17 protein-coding genes are annotated in these 16,893 nt (G+C 68.5%); 8 read left to right on the top strand and 9 right to left on the bottom strand.

What is annotated here, in order from left to right:
- Positions 1-264: 264 nt before the first annotated feature.
- The 4 genes from O5I81_RS11670 to O5I81_RS11655 all read right to left on the bottom strand — a co-directional run bounded on the left by O5I81_RS11670 (position 265) and on the right by O5I81_RS11655 (position 3,554).
- Positions 265-780, bottom strand: coding sequence for a CcdC protein domain-containing protein (locus tag O5I81_RS11670; protein ID WP_271065054.1), 516 nt, complete (start codon positions 778-780; stop codon positions 265-267).
- Positions 777-1,436, bottom strand: a complete 660-nt coding sequence (locus O5I81_RS11665) for a DsbA family oxidoreductase (protein ID WP_271065053.1) — start codon at positions 1,434-1,436, stop codon at positions 777-779. Before O5I81_RS11665 ends, O5I81_RS11670 begins: the two co-directional genes overlap by 4 nt.
- Positions 1,433-2,758, bottom strand: coding sequence for a diguanylate cyclase (locus O5I81_RS11660; protein ID WP_271065052.1), 1,326 nt, complete (start codon positions 2,756-2,758; stop codon positions 1,433-1,435). Before O5I81_RS11660 ends, O5I81_RS11665 begins: the two co-directional genes overlap by 4 nt.
- Before the next feature lie 280 nt (positions 2,759-3,038).
- Positions 3,039-3,554, bottom strand: a complete 516-nt coding sequence (locus tag O5I81_RS11655) for a GNAT family N-acetyltransferase (protein ID WP_271065051.1) — start codon at positions 3,552-3,554, stop codon at positions 3,039-3,041.
- 120 nt (positions 3,555-3,674) lie between these two features.
- On the opposite strand from O5I81_RS11655, the gene secG reads away from it, so the two are divergent.
- From secG to rpmF, 5 genes are all read left to right on the top strand, one after another.
- A complete protein-coding gene (secG, locus tag O5I81_RS11650; RefSeq protein ID WP_271065049.1) occupies positions 3,675-4,100 on the top strand; it encodes a preprotein translocase subunit SecG in 426 nt (141 codons plus the stop codon).
- 68 nt (positions 4,101-4,168) lie between these two features.
- Positions 4,169-5,818, top strand: a complete 1,650-nt coding sequence (locus O5I81_RS11645) for a CTP synthase (protein ID WP_271065048.1) — start codon at positions 4,169-4,171, stop codon at positions 5,816-5,818.
- Between the two features lie 14 nt (positions 5,819-5,832).
- Positions 5,833-6,360 carry a YkgJ family cysteine cluster protein gene (locus tag O5I81_RS11640; RefSeq protein ID WP_271065047.1) on the top strand — a complete coding sequence of 176 codons (528 nt, stop codon included), beginning with the start codon at positions 5,833-5,835 and terminating at the stop codon, positions 6,358-6,360.
- Between the two features lie 40 nt (positions 6,361-6,400).
- Positions 6,401-6,919, top strand: coding sequence for a GNAT family protein (locus O5I81_RS11635; RefSeq protein ID WP_271065045.1), 519 nt, complete (start codon positions 6,401-6,403; stop codon positions 6,917-6,919).
- Positions 6,920-6,997: 78 nt separating this feature from the next.
- Complete coding sequence (gene rpmF, locus O5I81_RS11630; RefSeq protein WP_271065044.1) at positions 6,998-7,180, top strand: 50S ribosomal protein L32; 183 nt, start codon at positions 6,998-7,000, stop codon at positions 7,178-7,180.
- Between the two features lie 284 nt (positions 7,181-7,464).
- Here rpmF and O5I81_RS11625 read toward each other — a convergent pair whose 3' ends face one another.
- Complete coding sequence (locus O5I81_RS11625; protein ID WP_271065042.1) at positions 7,465-8,235, bottom strand: enoyl-CoA hydratase; 771 nt, start codon at positions 8,233-8,235, stop codon at positions 7,465-7,467.
- A gap of 242 nt (positions 8,236-8,477) precedes the next feature.
- Here O5I81_RS11625 and O5I81_RS11620 point away from each other — a divergent pair, with 242 nt between their 5' ends.
- Positions 8,478-8,870, top strand: coding sequence for a hypothetical protein (locus O5I81_RS11620; protein WP_271065041.1), 393 nt, complete (start codon positions 8,478-8,480; stop codon positions 8,868-8,870).
- A 64-nt stretch (positions 8,871-8,934) separates the two neighbouring features.
- Entirely contained in the window at positions 8,935-10,215 is a 1,281-nt protein-coding gene (gene eno / locus O5I81_RS11615; protein WP_271065039.1) for a phosphopyruvate hydratase, read from the top strand.
- 378 nt (positions 10,216-10,593) lie between these two features.
- On the opposite strand, the gene O5I81_RS11610 is transcribed toward eno, so the two are convergent.
- Both O5I81_RS11610 and O5I81_RS11605 read right to left on the bottom strand, forming a co-directional pair.
- Entirely contained in the window at positions 10,594-10,989 is a 396-nt protein-coding gene (locus O5I81_RS11610; protein ID WP_271065038.1) for a VOC family protein, read from the bottom strand.
- A 12-nt stretch (positions 10,990-11,001) separates the two neighbouring features.
- Complete coding sequence (locus O5I81_RS11605; protein WP_271065037.1) at positions 11,002-11,490, bottom strand: CinA family protein; 489 nt, start codon at positions 11,488-11,490, stop codon at positions 11,002-11,004.
- Between the two features lie 83 nt (positions 11,491-11,573).
- On the opposite strand from O5I81_RS11605, the gene O5I81_RS11600 reads away from it, so the two are divergent.
- The gene (locus tag O5I81_RS11600; protein ID WP_271065035.1) at positions 11,574-14,390 is read left to right on the top strand and encodes a fused MFS/spermidine synthase; all 2,817 of its coding nucleotides are present in this window, start codon (positions 11,574-11,576) and stop codon (positions 14,388-14,390) included.
- On the opposite strand, the gene O5I81_RS11595 is transcribed toward O5I81_RS11600, so the two are convergent.
- On the bottom strand, positions 14,329-15,474 hold the full coding sequence (locus tag O5I81_RS11595; protein ID WP_271065034.1) for a bifunctional 2-C-methyl-D-erythritol 4-phosphate cytidylyltransferase/2-C-methyl-D-erythritol 2,4-cyclodiphosphate synthase: 1,146 nt from the start codon (positions 15,472-15,474) through the stop codon (positions 14,329-14,331). The two genes, O5I81_RS11600 and O5I81_RS11595, sit on opposite strands and share 62 nt — an antisense overlap.
- Before the next feature lie 53 nt (positions 15,475-15,527).
- Positions 15,528-16,844: an alpha/beta hydrolase gene (locus O5I81_RS11590; protein ID WP_271065033.1), complete on the bottom strand. Its 1,317-nt coding sequence runs from the start codon at positions 16,842-16,844 to the stop codon at positions 15,528-15,530.
- Positions 16,845-16,893: the final 49 nt, after the last annotated feature.

The raw sequence follows: 16,893 nt of genomic DNA, 5'->3' as shown, positions 1-16,893 counted from the left end.
CCGGCTGTCGGGCCGGGAAGAGGCGTGTTTGCCGGAAGTCCTTGAATCGACGTGACAACCTGATGGCTGGCGACGCGGGGAATGTTGGCGCCGGCGTAGGTGCGGCGTAGGCGCCAGAGCGGCAAATGTTGCTGGCCAGGTGACATGGCCTGTCAACGCCGGGCGGCAAACGCTCGCTTCAGGCGGAAAGTCGCGAGAAAGTGCGATGAATATGTCTAGACATATTCAGTAAGTGCTTGAAAGTATGAGAGTTTATCGACCGGCTCAGGCCGCCACCGCGCGGTGCTCGGCGATCAACCGCCTCGCACGGATGAACATCTCGATGCGCGAGACACCCAGCAGGCCCACGGCCAGGGCCATGAAGCCGTCGGTGACCAGGAGCGGGTTGATGTGGAGCGCGCCGGCTTCCGCCTGCAGCACCTGACGCATCAACAGGCGCACGGCCATCAGGCCGAGAATGAAGACCAGGGCCGCGACCGAGGTCTTGATCATCGGCTTGCCGGTCTCCGGGTCGACGTGGATCGGCATCATCCGGCCACGCTGCCAGCCCAGGGCCCCGCCGATGGCGAAGGCGCCGACGACCCAGGCGTAGTCCAGCCCCCGCAGGTGCGAGGTCGCCGTCATCGCGACGAGACCCGCGAACAGCGTCAACGGCACGACCCACAGGGTGATGAAGTTGATCGGTCTGGCCTGGCCGCTGCGGGCGCGCAGCGACATGATCACCACGGCCACGCCGATGCCGATGATTGGGCCCCAGGTCTGTCCGTCTTGCGGGGTCATGCCGCCTCCAAAGCCCTGTCGATGGCCTTGCACAGCCGCTCGGGCACGTCGGCGCCGGAGATGGCGACCTTGCCACCGAAGATGGTGAAGGGCACGCCGCTGACGCCGGCCTGATGGGCCTGGTAGTGTTCGCGGGTGACGGCGTCCTTGTCGGTCCCCTCGGCCAGGGCCTTGAGAACGACCTGGCGTTCCATGCCGATGGCCTCGGCGATGTCGGCCAGCACGACGGGGTCGCCGATGTCGCGCAGCTCGACGAAATAGGCCTTCATGATCGCTTCCAGCGCCGCCTGCTGCAGGCCGACGGTCTGGGCCCAGCGGATCAGGCGGTGGGCGGCGTTGGTGTTGGGCGAGATCGGGATGTCGGTGAGGTTCAGCTTGAGCCCGACGCTGGCCGCTTCCTTGTCGAGGGCTTCCAGGGCCGCGGCCCGGCGCTCGGCGTTGGGAAACTTGGCGGCCATGTAGCCGGCCCGGTCGACGCCTTCCTCGGGGATGGCGGGATCCAGCTGGAAGGGGCGCCACAGCACCTCGACCGGCACGTCCGGTCGCTGGGCCAGGGCGAGCTTCAGGCGCTCCCAGCCGATGTAGCACCAGGGACAGACGACATCGGCGATGAAGTCGATCTTCAGGGGCCCGGCGGCGGGGGCGGCGTCTGTCATCCGGCTTCTCTCTGCAGGGCGCGGGCGGCGGCCCGCTCCAGGGCGGCGGCGGCGCTTTCGCCCCGTTCGATCTGGGCGACGCCGATGTCGAAATCGACGGTGAAGGGGGTCTTGCCCTCGCCGGCCTCGAAGGCGGTGCAGGCGATGACGGCGGCGATCCGCTCGGCGGCGGCGCGGCCGGCGGCCTGCGGCGTGCCGGGCAGGGCGAGGGCGAAGACCTCCGGGCCCAGGCGGGCGGCAGTGTCCTCGGCCCGGACCAGGCGGCCGATCATCGAGCCGATCTGCGGAATGGCCCGGTCCAGCCAGCCGCCGGCCCTGGCCGATGTGACCTCGTTGCGCTCGGAGAGGCGCAGGACGCAGACGCTCATCGGCCGGTTGCGGGTGCGGGCGGCCTGGGTGAGGCGCACCAGGTGGGCGGCGAACAGGTCGCGGGTGAAGAGGCCGGTGGCGGCGTCCATCAGGCCGGACGAGCGGGCCTTTTCCAGCGCCCGGCGAATGGCGGTCTGGCGGCGATAGCTGCGGGCCAGTTCGATGACCCGCTTGGCCGTCTCGGTCTCCGGGGTTTCCGGGGACGCGACGTCGGAGACTCCCCGGTGGAAGGCCTCGGAGGTGGTCACATAGCTGTCGGCCGCCATGTAGAGCAGGGCGGGGATGTGGTAGAGCCGGGTGTTGCGGCGCATGCCGGCGGCGATCGACAGCGCCTCGGCCTGGTTGTCGCCGGCCCAGAGCACGACCGAATCGAAGGCCCGCTCATGCAGGTAGTCGAAGGCGGTGAAGGCGGTGAAGGCCCCGACCACGTCGGCGCCCGAGCGGGACAGGGCGTTGCTGAGGGCCAGGAACTGCGGGGCCGGCTCGCCGACCGCCAGGATGCGATAGGGGCCAGGCGACTGCTCGGGCAGCTCCAGCCGGCGGCCCTTGTCGGCGAAGGTCTCGAGCCGCAGCTCGAACTCTTCCTCGGCGATGGCCATGCGGACCAGGCTTTCCAGCCGCAGCACGGCCTGGGCCGGGTGAAGCGGCGGGGCGAGGGTCAGGTCGAAGGCGAAGCTGTCCAGCTGGGGGTCGGGGTCGCCGATGGCGATGACCGGCAGGCGGCGCGGGGCGCAGGCGGCCTTGAGGCGCCGCGCCAGGGTCAGGGCGTCGGCGCCGCCGCTGGCGGTATCGACGATGGCGGCCTCGATCTGCAGGTCACCGAGCGCGGCGAGGGCGGCGTAGGGGCCACGCGCCGTGATGGTGCGCCAGCCAAGACGGTCCAGCCCCTCGGCCAACGGCCCGGCCAGCGCGTCGTCGCGCGCCACGATCAAAATCCGGGCCTGAACCGTCAACCTGCCACCCATGTTTGAACGCGCCCCCGAGGCGGTCCAGATTCGTCACACAAGCGGGGACAATAGCAAAGTGGGGGCGGGGAGATAGCGCGACATATTGAGTCCCTTCTCCCGCTTGTCGGGAGAAGGTGGCCCCGAAGGGGTCGGATGAGGGCAGCGCCGGCCCTTGAAGGGGGCGTCAGCGCCAATCGTGCCAGAACGCGCGCAGCCAGACGGGCCGGTGCTGCCCTCATCCGTCGGCCTGCGGCCGCCACCTTCTCCCGACAAGCGGGAGAAGGACTCATAAAAGCATCCCCCACAGCCGCACATCACGCCGTTCGCCGCCGCGATCCACGTGCCCCCGCAGGTAGCCTTCCTGTTCGAAGCCGAGCTTGGCCAGCAGCTTCTCCGACGACTCGTTGCCCACATGGGTGCGCGCCCAGAGCCGCTGGATGCCTTGCGTGACCGCGAAGTTCATCACTGCCTGCATGGCCTCATAGGCATAGCCCTGGCCCCAGCTGTCCTTGCCGAGGATGAAGCCGACCTCGGCGCGGTGGTGGCGCCAGTCGATGTCGGAGAGGTCGCAGAGCCCCAGGAAGGTCGAATCGCCGGTCAGCCGCATGGCCCAGTAGAAGGCGCGCTCCTCGCCCATGGCCGCCATCTGGCTGTCGAGAACCTGGTTGACGACGTCGGGGTCCTCGATCTCGGCCACGTCCCAGTGGGCCATGACCTCCGGATCGGCCATGATCGGGTGGACCAGCGGCGCGTCGGCCGGGGCCAGGGGGGTGAGGGTGAGGCGCTGGGTCTCCAGAATCACGGACGTTGCACTCCCACGCGGTAGACCCCAGCTATGGCGTGCCCGGCTGCGTGGTGCTAGAGGGGCCAACTTCATTTCGCGGGCCCGCTTCGGCCCGCCCCGACCAGAGACCGATCCGCCGTGCAATTCCTGACCATCGCCCTGCTGTGCGTTAATATCGTCGTCGCCATCCTGCTGATCGGCGCGGTGCTGCTTCAGAAGTCCGAGGGCGGGGCCCTGGGCATGGGCGGCGGGCCGTCGAACTTCATGAGCGCCCGGGGCACCGGCGACCTGCTGACGCGGATCACCTGGATCCTGTTCGCGGTCTTCCTGACCATCTCGATCAGCCTGACCCTGATCGGCGCGGCCAATCGTCCGGCCCCCGCCGGCTCGAACCTGCGGATCGACCCCAACAGCATCAAGACGGCCCCGGCCGACCTGCTGAACCAGAAAGCGCCGCCGTCCAGCGACGCCCTGCCGGGCGCCATCACCGTGCCGGCCCAGCCGCCGGCCGACCTGCTGCAGCAGACTCCGGCCCCGGCTCCGGCCGCGCCGGAAAATAAATAGCAGTCATCAACAGGTTTGAGGCTTCGCGGGGCGCGCGCCTCGCGAATCTCGCCTATATCTGACCTCCCATGGCCCGGTACATTTTCATCACCGGCGGCGTGGTCTCTTCCCTCGGAAAAGGTCTGGCGTCCGCCGCCCTCGGCGCGTTGCTGCAAGCACGCGGCTACAAGGTTCGTCTGCGCAAGCTCGATCCCTATCTCAACGTCGATCCGGGGACGATGTCCCCCTATCAGCACGGCGAGGTCTTCGTGACCGACGACGGGGCCGAGACCGACCTTGATCTGGGCCACTACGAGCGGTTCACCGGGGTCAGCGCCAGGCGCGCCGACAACATCACCACCGGGCAGATCTACAAGACCATCATCGAGAAGGAGCGCCGCGGCGACTATCTCGGCGCGACGGTGCAGGTGATTCCGCACGTCACCAACGAGATCAAGGAGTTCGTCCTCTCGCCGGCCATCGACGAGAACGGCGACGAGGCCGACTTCATCCTGGTCGAGATCGGCGGCACGGTCGGCGACATCGAGGGCCTGCCCTTCTTCGAGGCCATCCGCCAACTGGGCCAGGAACTGCCGCGCGGGATGAGCTGCTTCGTGCACCTGACCCTGCTGCCGTTCATCAAGACGGCCGGCGAGATGAAGACCAAGCCGACCCAGCACTCGGTCAAGGAACTGCGCTCGATCGGCATCCAGCCCGACATCCTGCTGTGCCGCTGCGAGCAGCCGATCCCGCCGGAGGAAAAGCGCAAGATCGGCCTGTTCTGTAACGTGCGCGCCAGCGCCGTGGTCACCGCCATGGACAGCGCCAGCATCTATGCGGTGCCGCTCGACTATCACCGCGAGGGCCTCGACCGCGAAGTGCTCGATGTCTTCGGCCTCGGCGACGCCCCGGCCCCCGACCTGTCGCGCTGGGAGGCCATCAACGAGGTCACCGTCAATCCGGACGGCGAGGTGACCATCGCCGTGGTCGGCAAGTACACCGTGCTGAAGGACGCCTACAAAAGCCTCATCGAGGCCCTGGCCCATGGCGGGGTCGCCAACCGGGTCAAGGTCAAGCTGGACTGGGTGGAGAGCGAGACCTTCGAGAACGAGGACGGAGCGGCCGCCTCGCGTCTGGAGGGCGTGCACGGCATCCTGGTGCCGGGCGGCTTCGGCGAGCGGGGGGCGGAGGGCAAGATCCTGGCCGCCGAGTTCGCCCGGGAACGCAACGTTCCCTATTTCGGCATCTGCTTCGGGATGCAGATGGCGGTGATCGAGGCGTTGCGGAACTGCGCCGGCGTGCCGAACGCCAGCTCCACCGAGTTCGGCCCGACCGAGGAGCCGGCCGTCGGCCTGATGACCGAATGGACTCAAGGCAACCAGCGGGTCCAGCGCAAGGAAGGCGACGACTTGGGCGGCACCATGCGCCTGGGCGCCTATGAGGCGACCCTGACGCCGGGCTCGAAGGTGGCGGAAATCTATGGCTCGACCAGCATCAGCGAGCGCCACCGCCACCGCTACGAGGTCAACATCAACTACCGCGAGGCCTTCGAGGGCGCCGGGCTGAAGATGACCGGGTCGTCGCCGGACGGGGTGTTGCCCGAGATCGTCGAGCGGACCGACCATCCCTGGTTCATCGGCGTACAGTTCCACCCGGAACTGAAGAGCCGCCCCTTCGCCCCGCACCCGCTGTTCGCCAGCTTCATCGCCGCGGCGAAGACGCAGAGCCGGCTGGTCTAGGAAGGGCAGGGGGCATGAAGTCGTGCGGCCCCTGCACTCTCTGCTGCACCGTCCTCGACATCCCCGAGCTTTCCAAGGCCGCTGGAACACCCTGTCGGCACCTCGGCGCCGGCTGCGGCATCTATCCCGACCGTCCGAGCTCCTGCCGGGTCTTCACCTGCGGCTGGCTGGCCATCGAGGCGCTCGGCGAGGCCTGGCGGCCGGATATCGCCGGCTTCCTGATCCGCGACGAGCGCGATCGCGGCCATCTCTGCATCGACGTCGATCCGGCCCGGCCGGACGCCTGGCGCGCCGAGCCCTACATGAGCCAGATCCGCGCCTGGTCGCGCATGGTCGAGGAGCGGACCGGCTGTGTGCTGGTCTACGCCGGGCCGGAGACGCTGGTGGTCTTTCCGGAGGACGTGATCGCGCTGGGCCCGGTCGGCGCCGATCCCACCCTGCAGGTCGGCTACCTTCGGCGGGACGGCGCCCGCCGGCCGTTCGTGCGGCTGCTGGACGGCGACCGGACGGTCCGGGAGTGGATCGGGCTGACAGGGCGATGAGGTCCCGTGACGCGGGCCTCTGGCCATGCGATGGCGGACCATGCCGAGCTTCCGCACCGAACGCCTCCTGCTGCGCCAGCCCGTCCCCGAGGACGCCGAGGCCATGTTCGAGATCCTGTCCGACCCGGTCGCCATGGCCTACTGGTCGACGCCGCCGCACCAGAGCCTGGCCCAGACCCAGGCCTGGATAGACCGCATGGTGGCGTCCAGCGCGGCGGGGAGCCATGGCGACTTCATGGTCGAGCTGGACGGCCGGATGATCGGCAACGCCGGCTTCTCGCGGGTTCCGGAGATCGGCTACATCCTGCACCGGGGCTTCTGGGGCCGAGGTCTGGGCCGCGAATCGGTGGCGGCCGCCATCGGCTTCGGCTTCCAGTCGCTGGACCTTGCCGCCATCACCGCCGACGTCGATCCGCGCAACACCGCGTCCCTGGCCCTGCTGGAAGACCTTGGATTCAGCCGCACGGGCCAGGCGGAGCGTACTTTCAACGTCGGTGGGACCTGGGTCGACAGTGTCTATCTGACCCTGACGCGGCCGGACTTGCATCCGAAAGCCTGATCGGGCATACACCCCCGCTCACGCGGCGGCCCCACGGCCGCCGTACCCGTTTCATGCTCAGCGAGCAGAGATAGTTCGATGGCCGTTCCCAAACGCAAAACCTCGCCCTCCAAGCGCAACATGCGTCGTTCGCACCACGCCCTGGGCGCCAACTCCTTCGTCGAGGACAAGGACACCGGCGAAATGCGGCGTCCGCACCACGTCGACCTGAAGACCGGCATGTACAACGGTCGTCAGATCATGACGCCGAAGGAAGACTAGCTCTTTCCAACCGCAAGGTTGCCGAACGCCGCCCGCGCATCGCGCAGGCGGCGTTTTGCGTTCGCTCTCCGCCCTGAGGGCGGAGGACAGGTTTGGAGCGTGAGCGACAAACCAGGAGGCGGGACGTCCACCGGCGGACGTGCGCTGTGTCCGCGGACGCCGGCGTGTCAGCGACGCGCTAACCTTCAGACGCCGGTGGGCCCGCCTCCTGCTTTCTCGCTTGAAGGCTCGAAAGCGGTCCTCCGCCCGGAGGGCGGAGAATTTGGACTACCGCTTCCGTCCTCTTACTGCCCACGCCCCCGCGCCTGGATACCCGCGCGACGCGCCTCGACCGCTTCCGGCGTGACCTTGCGGTTATGCTTGCTGGACCGCTTGTGCTCCAGCGCCATGCCGTCCTCGAAACTGCGGCCGAAGCCGTCGTCGATCAGACGCTTGTAAAAGCTCAGGGTCTCGACCGGGATGGTGGCCATGTCCGCCGCCAGCTTCATTGCCGCCGGCATCAGCTCTTCAGCGGGCACCACGCGGTTGACCAGTCCCCAGTCGGCCGCCGTCTTCGCATCCAGGAAGTTGCCGGTCAGGCTCAGTTCCTTGGCCCGGTAGACGCCGATCAGCCGCGACAGCTTCTGCGACAGCCCCCAGCCCGGCATGATGCCGACCCGCGCGTGGGTGTCAGCGAAGCGGGCGTTCTCCGAGGCGATCAGCACATCGCAGGCCAGCGCCACCTCGAAGCCGCCGGTGATGGCCACCCCGTTGATCGCTCCGATCACCGGCTTGGTGCACAGCTCAATGGCCTTAACCGGGTTCTCGTCGGCGCCTTCCGCGTTGGCGGCACCCATGGCCTTGGCGTCGGAGCCCAGCTCCTTGAGGTCCAGGCCGGCGGTGAAGGCCCGCGTGCCGGCGCCGGTCAGCACCGCCACCGAGATGTCGGGATCGCCGTCGATGTCGACCATCGCCTTGTACAGTTCCGAGCGCAGCGCCTTACTCAGCGCATTCATCGCCTCGGGGCGGTTCAGGGTGACGACGGCGATGCCGTCTTTCTTCTCGACCAGCAGCATGGGGTTCTCCTTGTTGGCGCCAGCCAAGCGCGTACGCCGCAGGGGTAGTCAAGCTTGCTGCAGGGGTGCTTGTCACCCGACGCAGGCGGTGATCTCATCCCGACATGCGCGCATCCGTCCTTGTCGTGGTCCTGACGTCCCTGCTTGCCGCGCCGGCCGTGGCCCAGCAGGTCGGACCACCACCGAGTCTATCGATACCGCCGGCCCTCGGGCCCGATGCCTTCGGGTGGGTGAGGGTCGGCATGACGCACGCGCAGCTCGAGTCCATGGCCGCGCCTGGCGCGCTGAAGGCCGGGGGCAATGACGATCCGGCCGTTTGCGAGGTCTATCAGTTCGGGTCCGGCGGCGCCGTGATCCTGGAAGAACGAGGCCGCGTCGGCCGCATAAGCCTCTACGAGCCTGGTCTTACCACCGTCGAGGGGATCACCGTCGGCGATCAGGCAGCCACGGTGCTCGAAGTCTACGGCGACGCGGCGCAGCGAGAATCCGCAGCCTACGCGGACCCTCCGGCGCACGATCTCTACGTCTGGAGATCGTCGGAGGCCGGGCTAAGGTTCGAGATCGACCAGGCCGGGATCGTCAGCGCGATCCATGGTGGCAACCAAACCATCCGGTACATTGAAGGCTGCCAGTAGCTCCAAACCTTGCCCCCACGCCGCCCGGCGGCTAAGCACCCGCCAACCGCGCAAAGGGACCCCCATGGCCGAAATCATCGACATCATCGCTCGCGAAATCCTCGACAGCCGGGGCAACCCGACGGTCGAAGTCGATGTGGTCCTGGAAGACGGCTCCTTCGGCCGCGCCGCGGTGCCCTCCGGCGCTTCCACCGGCGCCCATGAGGCGGTCGAGCTGCGCGACGGCGACAAGAGCCGCTACGGCGGCAAGGGCGTCGAGAAGGCGGTCGACGCCGTCAATGGCGAGATCTTCGACGCCCTGTCCGGCATGGAAGCCGGCGACCAGCGCCGTATCGACACCCTGCTGATCGGCCTCGACGGCACGCCCAACAAGGCTCGCCTCGGCGCCAATGCCATCCTCGGCGTCTCCCTGGCCACGGCCAAGGCCGCCGCCGTCAGCGCCGATCTGCCGCTCTACAAGTACGTCGGCGGCGTCAGCGCCCGTGTTCTGCCGGTGCCGATGATGAACATCATCAACGGCGGCATGCACGCCGACAATCCGGTCGATATCCAGGAGTTCATGATCCTCCCCACCGGCGCGGGCAGCTTCCGTGAAGGCCTGCGCATGGGCGCCGAGATCTACCACGCCCTGAAGTCGGGCCTGAAGAAGGCCGGCCACAACACCAACGTCGGCGACGAGGGCGGCTTCGCCCCCAACATCGGCACCGCCGACGAGATGCTCGACTTCATCATGCGGGCCGCCGACACCGCCGGCTACAAGGCCGGCGACGACTTCGTGCTCGGCCTCGACGTCGCCTCCACCGAGTTCTTCAAGAACGGCCAATACGTGCTGGAAGGGGAGGGCAAGACCTTCGATCCGGCCGGCATGGTCGGCTACCTCGAGCGCCTGGTCGGCAAATACCCGATCGTCACCATCGAGGACGGCTGCGCCGAGGACGATTTCGAAGGCTGGAAGCTGCTCACCGACGCGCTGGGCGGCAAGGTCCAGCTGGTCGGCGACGACCTGTTCGTGACCAACCCCAAGCGTCTGGCCATGGGTCTGGAGAAGGGCCTCGGCAACTCGATCCTGATCAAGGTCAACCAGATCGGCACCCTGTCCGAAACGCTGGACGCCGTCGATATGGCCCACCGCGCCGGCTACACGGCCGTGATGAGCCACCGCTCGGGCGAGACCGAGGACAACACCATCGCCGACCTGGCCGTCGCCACCAACTGCGGTCAGATCAAGACCGGCGGCCTGGCGCGGTCGGACCGGACGGCCAAGTACAACCAGCTGCTGCGCATCGAGGAGCAGCTGGACGATCAGGCCATCTACCTGGGGCGGGCGGCGATCAAGCAGCGGTAGGCAGGTTAGTCGGGACTTGGCGGCCAGGCCGGCCCAATTCTATCTTCGCCGAATATGACAACGGCCTCAGCAAAATCGCTGAGGCCGTTAGATGGTCGCTGCTGCCGAGATCGTGCCGAAGAGCATGGGCTCTCCGAAGAGGCGGTGAGTGCTACGAAGAAGAGGTTTGATTTTGGAAAGTGCTTTCATGGCCAGGCTCCTCAGGGTTGAATAGGTATTCATCAGGATGGTGTGGACGAGGCCATGCATAAGACTATGCCAGATCAGGTGACTCCATGTGGCAGCGAGCCCTCCCATGAGGAGGAGTGGGTGCCCAGCACTCCGGGCGAACCCTCATATAGGCGCAAAAGGCCGTAAAAGTCAAGATTTTCGGCAGTTCTACAGCGCCTGGCCAATCGACCAACTGTGGCCGAACGGGTCGGTGATCTGCCCGTAGCGGTCGCCCCAGAACATGTCCTCCAGTGGCATCCGCACGCTGGCCCCCGCGGCGACGGCCCGGTCGAACCAGGCGCGGGCGTCCTCGACCTGCAGGTGCAGCATCACGCCCGCCGGCGCCGGGGCGCCGGCGTCGCTGAAGTCGTCCGAGAGCATGACGATGTCGCCGTTGATCTCCAGCCGGCTGTGCATGATGCGCACCCCGTCCTGGCCCAGGTTGCGGAACAGTTCCTTCGCCCCGAAGGCCGCCTCGTAGAAGGCGACGGCGGCGGCTCCGCCCTTCACAGTCAGGTATGGGTAGACGCCGGTCGGCACGGCGGGCGGTTTGCTGAATTCCATCGGTTCCTGCTCCTAGATGGCTTCGCGCAACATCGTCAGCGCCTGAATCACCGCCGCGATCTGGATGTCGATCCGGTCCGGCCCATCGAATCGCTCGACCGCATGCTTGATGCCCCGGTTGCTGCGCGCCGTGGCGAAGTGGACGAGGCCGACGGGCTTCATCGCCGTGCCGCCGCCGGGCCCGGCGACGCCGGTGATCGCCACAGAAATGTGCGCGCTACTGTTCTCCAGCGCCCCCTCGGCCATCATCCGCGCCACCGGCTCCGACACCGCGCCGACATCGGCCAGCAGGTCGCCGGGAACGCCCAGCATCTCCTGCTTGGCGCGGTTGGAATAGGTGACGAAGCCGCGCTCCAGCACGTCCGAGGCGCCGGGGATGGTGCACAGGGCCCCCGACACCAGCCCGCCGGTGCAGCTTTCGGCGGTGACGATGCGCAGGCGCTGGTCGCGGCACTCTTCCAGCAGCAGGCGCGCGAGGGTCTGGATTTCCAGGGGAAACATGAGGGCGTGCGCTCCGGGCTGGTCAAATGGCGGGGACAGCCCAACATCGCCCGGCTGGCTGTTCAAGACGATTCGGAAAATCCATGACCGACGCCGTACCCGTTCCCGCCGAACCGACCGATCCGGTGGCCCGGGAAAAGCTGCCCTGGATCTACATCCTGGCGGTCTTCTGCGGCGCCTCGATGGTGTTCATGGTCCAGCCGATGGTCGCCAAGCTGGTGCTGCCGCAGCTGGGCGGCTCGCCGCAGGTGTGGAACACCTCCATGGCCTTCTTCCAGGGGGCGCTGCTGGTTGGCTACGGCTACGCCCATTTCCTGCAGAAGATCCCCCGGGCCCGGACCCAGGTGCTGATCCATCTCGGCGTCATGATCCTGGCCGCCACCCTGCTGCCGCTGCGCATCACCACCCTGCTCGGCGAGCCGGGCGCGACGCCGCCGGCCCTCTGGCTGCTGGGGGTGCTGGCCATCTCGATCGGGGCGCCGTTCGCGGCCCTGTCGGCCACCGCCCCGCTGGTCCAGGCCTGGCATGCCAAGGTTCACGGCCGGGAAGGGGGCCCCGAGCCCTGGGCCCTCTACGCCGCCAGCAATCTCGGCAGTCTGCTGGCCCTGCTGGCCTATCCGGTGGTCATGGAGCCGGCCCTGCTGCTGCATGACCAGCGCTGGGGCTGGAGCGGGCTCTACGTCGGCTTCGTCGGGATCATGATCGTGCTGGCGCTCAACATCCGCCGCCACGACACCGCCCCCCTGCCGACCCTCGCCGAGCAGACCCCGGCCCAGGCCGCGCCGGTCGGCTGGCGCCAGAGGCTGATCTGGATCGCCCTCGCCGCCCTGCCGTCCAGCCTGATGCTGGGCGTCACCGCCCACCTGACCACCGACGTGGCCAGCGCGCCCTTCCTCTGGGTGCTGCCGCTGTCGCTCTACCTCCTGACCTTCATCATCGCCTTCCAGACCCGGCCGATGATCCAGCCCAGGCTGGCGGTGATCCTGATGTCGACGGCGCTGATCGTCACCGTCGCCACCATGCCGTTCGGGTCGCCCAATGTGCTGTTCACCCTGGGCATCCACCTGGCGACCTTTTTCCTCAGCGCCCTGGTCTGTCATCAGGCCCTGGTGGCGCGGCGGCCCGATCCCAGCCGGCTGACCGACTTCTACCTGTGCATGTCGATCGGTGGCGTGGTCGGCGGGGCCTTCAACGCCTTCGTCGCCCCGCTGATCTTCGAGACGGTGACCGAGTACATCCTCGTCCTCTGCCTCTGCGCCCTGGTGCGGCCCTTCGGCCAGCTCATGCCGACCCGGCGCGAACTGATCATCTGCGTCGTCGCCGTCGCCGGCTTCGTCATCGCCCTGGTCTCGGTGACGGACAAGTTCTGGTACTATTTCGCCGATCCCAAGCACGCCTTCTCCTCATTGGGCGTCCTGCGCATCATCGCCGGCCTCGGCGTCGCCGCCATCCTCGCCCTGGCGGTCGCCGCCTTCGCTCGTCGCAGCTCCGATGCGCCGCCGCGCAAGCTGGAATGGGGCGTCCTCGCCATCGCTGGCCTCGGCTGGACCGTGGCCCTGATCGCCGCCCTGGTCACCGGGCCCGCGATGCGACCCATCCAGGGTCTCGAGCTGATCGATCTGGTCATGATCCTCGTGGCGGTCAGCGGCCTGGCTGTCGGCGTCGCCATCGTCGCCTTCAAGCTGAAGCCGGAGCTGGCCGTCGAGCCGACCCGGCTGGAATGGCGGCTCCTCATCCTGGCGGTGATCGGCTTAGACCTCGCCTTCCTGGCCCTGGCCGGCCAGTTCACCGCCAAGCCTGTTGACGCCGTCCTCATCGTGCGGGTCGCTGGCGCGGTCGGGGTGGTCGCCGTCGCCGTCTGCGCGGTGATGGTGCGCGAGCGGGCCCTGCTGTTCTTCGCCGCCATCTGCCTGCTGGCCTATTCGGCCTACAGCATCGATCCCCACACCGACTACTATCAGAGCCGGCGCAGCTTCTTCGGCGTCGTCCACTTCTCCTATGCCGACATCAGCGGCTACGGGAAGATGGGCAAGGACCTCTCGCCGGCCCTGCCGGGCAATGTGCGGGTCTTCTCGCACGGCACCACCCTGCACGGGGCCCAGGCGATCGATCCCGCCTATCAGTGCCGGCCGCTGGTCTACTACGCGCCTGAAACCCCGATCGGTCAGGTGTTCCGCCAGGTGCAGGCGACCAGGGCCTCGGCCACCTTCGGCGCCGTCGGCCTGGGGACCGGGGCGGTGTCGGCCTATGTCCGGCCCACGGATCGCATGACCTTCTTCGAGATCGACCCCCAGGTCATCAAGACCTCCAGCGACCCGAACGTCTTCAGCTACACGACCAAATGCGCCAAGGGCCTGATCGACTATGTGGTCGGCGACGCCCGCCTGACGCTCGAGAAGCAGCCGGCCGACAGGTACGACATCCTGCTGATCGACGCCTTCTCGTCCGACGCCATCCCCGCCCACCTGCTGACCGTCGAGGCCATGAGAGGCTACCTGGCGCGGGTGAAGCCGGACGGGATCGTCATCCTGCACCTGTCCAACCGGCACCTGGAGTTGATCTTCCCGGCCGCCTCGGTGGTCCATGCGGCCGGCGGGTCAGCCCTGTTCCAGGGCCACAACGCCGCCGAGGGCGTGCCCAATTACTGGGAATCCTCGGAAGACGTGATGATCGTCGCCCGCGACCCTGCCGTCCTGGCCGCCTACGCCGCTCAGCCGCAGTGGCTGGCGCCGCCGCCGGCGAGGGTGCGGCCCTGGACCGACGACTACACCAACCTGATCGGGGCCATGGTCGGCAGCCTGCAGAAGCGTCGTTGGGCCTGGCAGACCGAAGCCGAGGCTAGGCGGGCGTCTCAACCAGCGCCACAGCCTGCGCCGCCAGCCCCTCCTGTCGGCCGGTAAAGCCCATCCCCTCGGTCGTCGTCGCCTTGACGCTGACCCGGTCGAGGGGGAGGTCCAACAGCTCGGCCAGCCGGGCCCGCATGGCCGCCCGGTGCGGCTTGATCTTCGGCCGCTCGCAGATCAGCGTGACGTCGACGTTGAGAATCCGTCCGCCGCGGGCGGTGACCATGCCGGCCGCATGCTTGAGGAACAGGTCAGAGGCCGCGCCCTTCCACTGTGAGTCGGTCGGCGGGAAGTGGTCGCCGATGTCGCCCTCGCCGATGGCCCCGAGGATGGCGTCGGTCAGGGCGTGCAGGCCCGCGTCGGCGTCCGAGTGGCCGATCAGCGTCTGGTCGTGATCGATGCGCACCCCGCACAACCAAACCGCCTCGCCCGGCCCCCAGCGGTGGGCGTCGAAGCCCTGGCCGATACGGGTCATCCGCGTTGCGCCGGCCAGCAGTTCGGCCATCTGGAAGTCCTCCGGATAGGTCAGTTTCATCAGGGCCGGATCGCCGGCGGTGAAGACCACGCGGCCGCCGTCGGCCTCGACCACGGCGGCGTCGTCGGTGGGCTCACCCGGACCTGCCCAGTTGCGATAGGCCTGGGCCAACCGCCCGGCGCGGGCCGCCTGCGGGGTCTGGGCGCGGTAGAGGTCATCGCGGGAGACGGTTTCCGTGCGCCCGTCCAGGGCCCGGCGCAGGGTGTCGGCGACGGGCAGGCCGGGGAGGGCGGCGTCGGCGTACTGCAGGGCGGCCAGAAGCTCGCGGACATGATCGCCGGTGACCAGGGGGCGGGCGGCGTCATGGACAAGCACGGGCGTGTCGGGATCGAGCCTGAGAGCGGCCAGGCCGGCCTGGACCGACAGCGCCCGCGTGGCGCCGCCGACGGCGAGCGTCCAGCCGGTCAGCCCGGCCAGGATTTCGCTGGCGGTGTCCCGGGCGTCCTCGGCCACCACCACCACCAGCCGCTCGGCTCCGGCCGCGAGCAGGCTCTCGACCGACCAGCGCAGCACGGGCTTGCCGGCGAGGCTGCGCCACTGCTTGGCCGCGCCGGGTCCGGCCCTTGTGCCGCTGCCGGCGGCGACGATGATGGCGGCGAAACTCATGGGCGTGTCATAGAGCGAGGCGCCCCCCGGCGGAAACCGGTTTGTTTCCTTGCCTATCGCGGCTTCCGGATGCGCGCGTCGCCATAGGCCGGGCCCAGGCGCTCGCCGCGCGCAAAGTCACGCATCAGCCGGTAATAGCCGTCCGAGTAACGCGTCGAGACGCGCATCCCGTCTGGGCCGATCTCGAACTCGGTCATCCCATGCTCGGCGGCCGGATAGACGGCCAGCGTGATCGGACGGCCCTTGGCGATCAGCGCCTCCAGCCGCCGGGCCGTCTCGCCGCTCGGCGCATCGAGATCCTGGCCGCCCAGGACCCACAGTTGCGGGGTGTCGAGCCGTTCCAGGGTCGGCAGAGGATCGTAGCGCCAGGGGGTGCCGAACCGGAAGGCCGGCGCGGCCTTGCGGATGTCCTCGGCGCTCATCGGCAGGATGAAGTGGGTGAAGTTGCCCCGCACGTCCTTGTACCAGGGCTCGTTCCGATATTTGGCGCGAACGGCGTCGAAGGCCTCGAATCCTTCGGTGAAGCCGCTCTCGAACAGGGCCTCGGCCGCCCGGCCGACTTCCAGCCCCTTGGCGATCACCTCGGGACCGTAGCCCTTGAGACCCATCTCGAAGGCGATGGCTTCCTGATCCTCGTCGATGACCGACACGGCCAGGCCGAAGCTGACGATGACGAAGTCCACATCCGACTTGCCGGCGGCGATCGGAGCCACCCAGCCACCCTGGCTCGGGCCCTGGTAGCCGATCCGTCCGGCCCGCGCGCCAGCCAGCCGCCGCGCTTCCGCCAGGGCGGCGACCGCGTCGTCGGCGAGCAACCAGAAGTCCTGGGTGTAGACGCCCTGCGAGTCGCCGGTCCCGCGTTTGTCGTAGACGAAGGTGCCGACGCCCATGGCCGGCAGCAGGCGCTGAAGCGCGTCGAACTCCAGGGCCGAGTCGCGCTCGGAGCCGTGCAGCAGCACGACGATCGGGACCGGACCATGGCCCGGCGGCAGGATCAGTCGCCCGACCAGCCGGGTCTCGTGGGAGACGAAGGCCGTGTCCTGGGTCTGGAGCGGGATGCGGCGCCCGGCTTCCTTGCCGAGCGTCAGGGTTCCGGAGGCGCAGGGGCCGAAGGCGACCTCGCGCGGGTCCAAGCGGTCGGTCCATCCCACCGTATGGCGCCAGCCCTTCGGCGTGGTGGTCAGCTTGCCGGTCTCGCCATTGAGCCGCCGCCAGCGGACCCCGCCCGTTGATGGTCCGACCACGACGACATCGCCATCGGCCATGGCGTAGCTTCCCACCGGACAGGTCGCCGGCTCCATCGCGGAGGCCGGCGCGGCCAGCGCCAGAAGCAGGGCGCTCGCCGCCAGGGGGATCAAGGCTCGGATCATCGTTTCACCTGCGATGCTGTTCCATCCATGCCGTACCGGACGTGCGCCC

Origin of the sequence: Caulobacter sp. NIBR1757 (assembly GCF_027912495.1) — a bacterium.
GTDB lineage: Bacteria > Pseudomonadota > Alphaproteobacteria > Caulobacterales > Caulobacteraceae > Caulobacter.
Note: the sequence above shows the minus strand (reverse complement) of the source record. Positions and strands in the feature narration are given on the sequence as shown.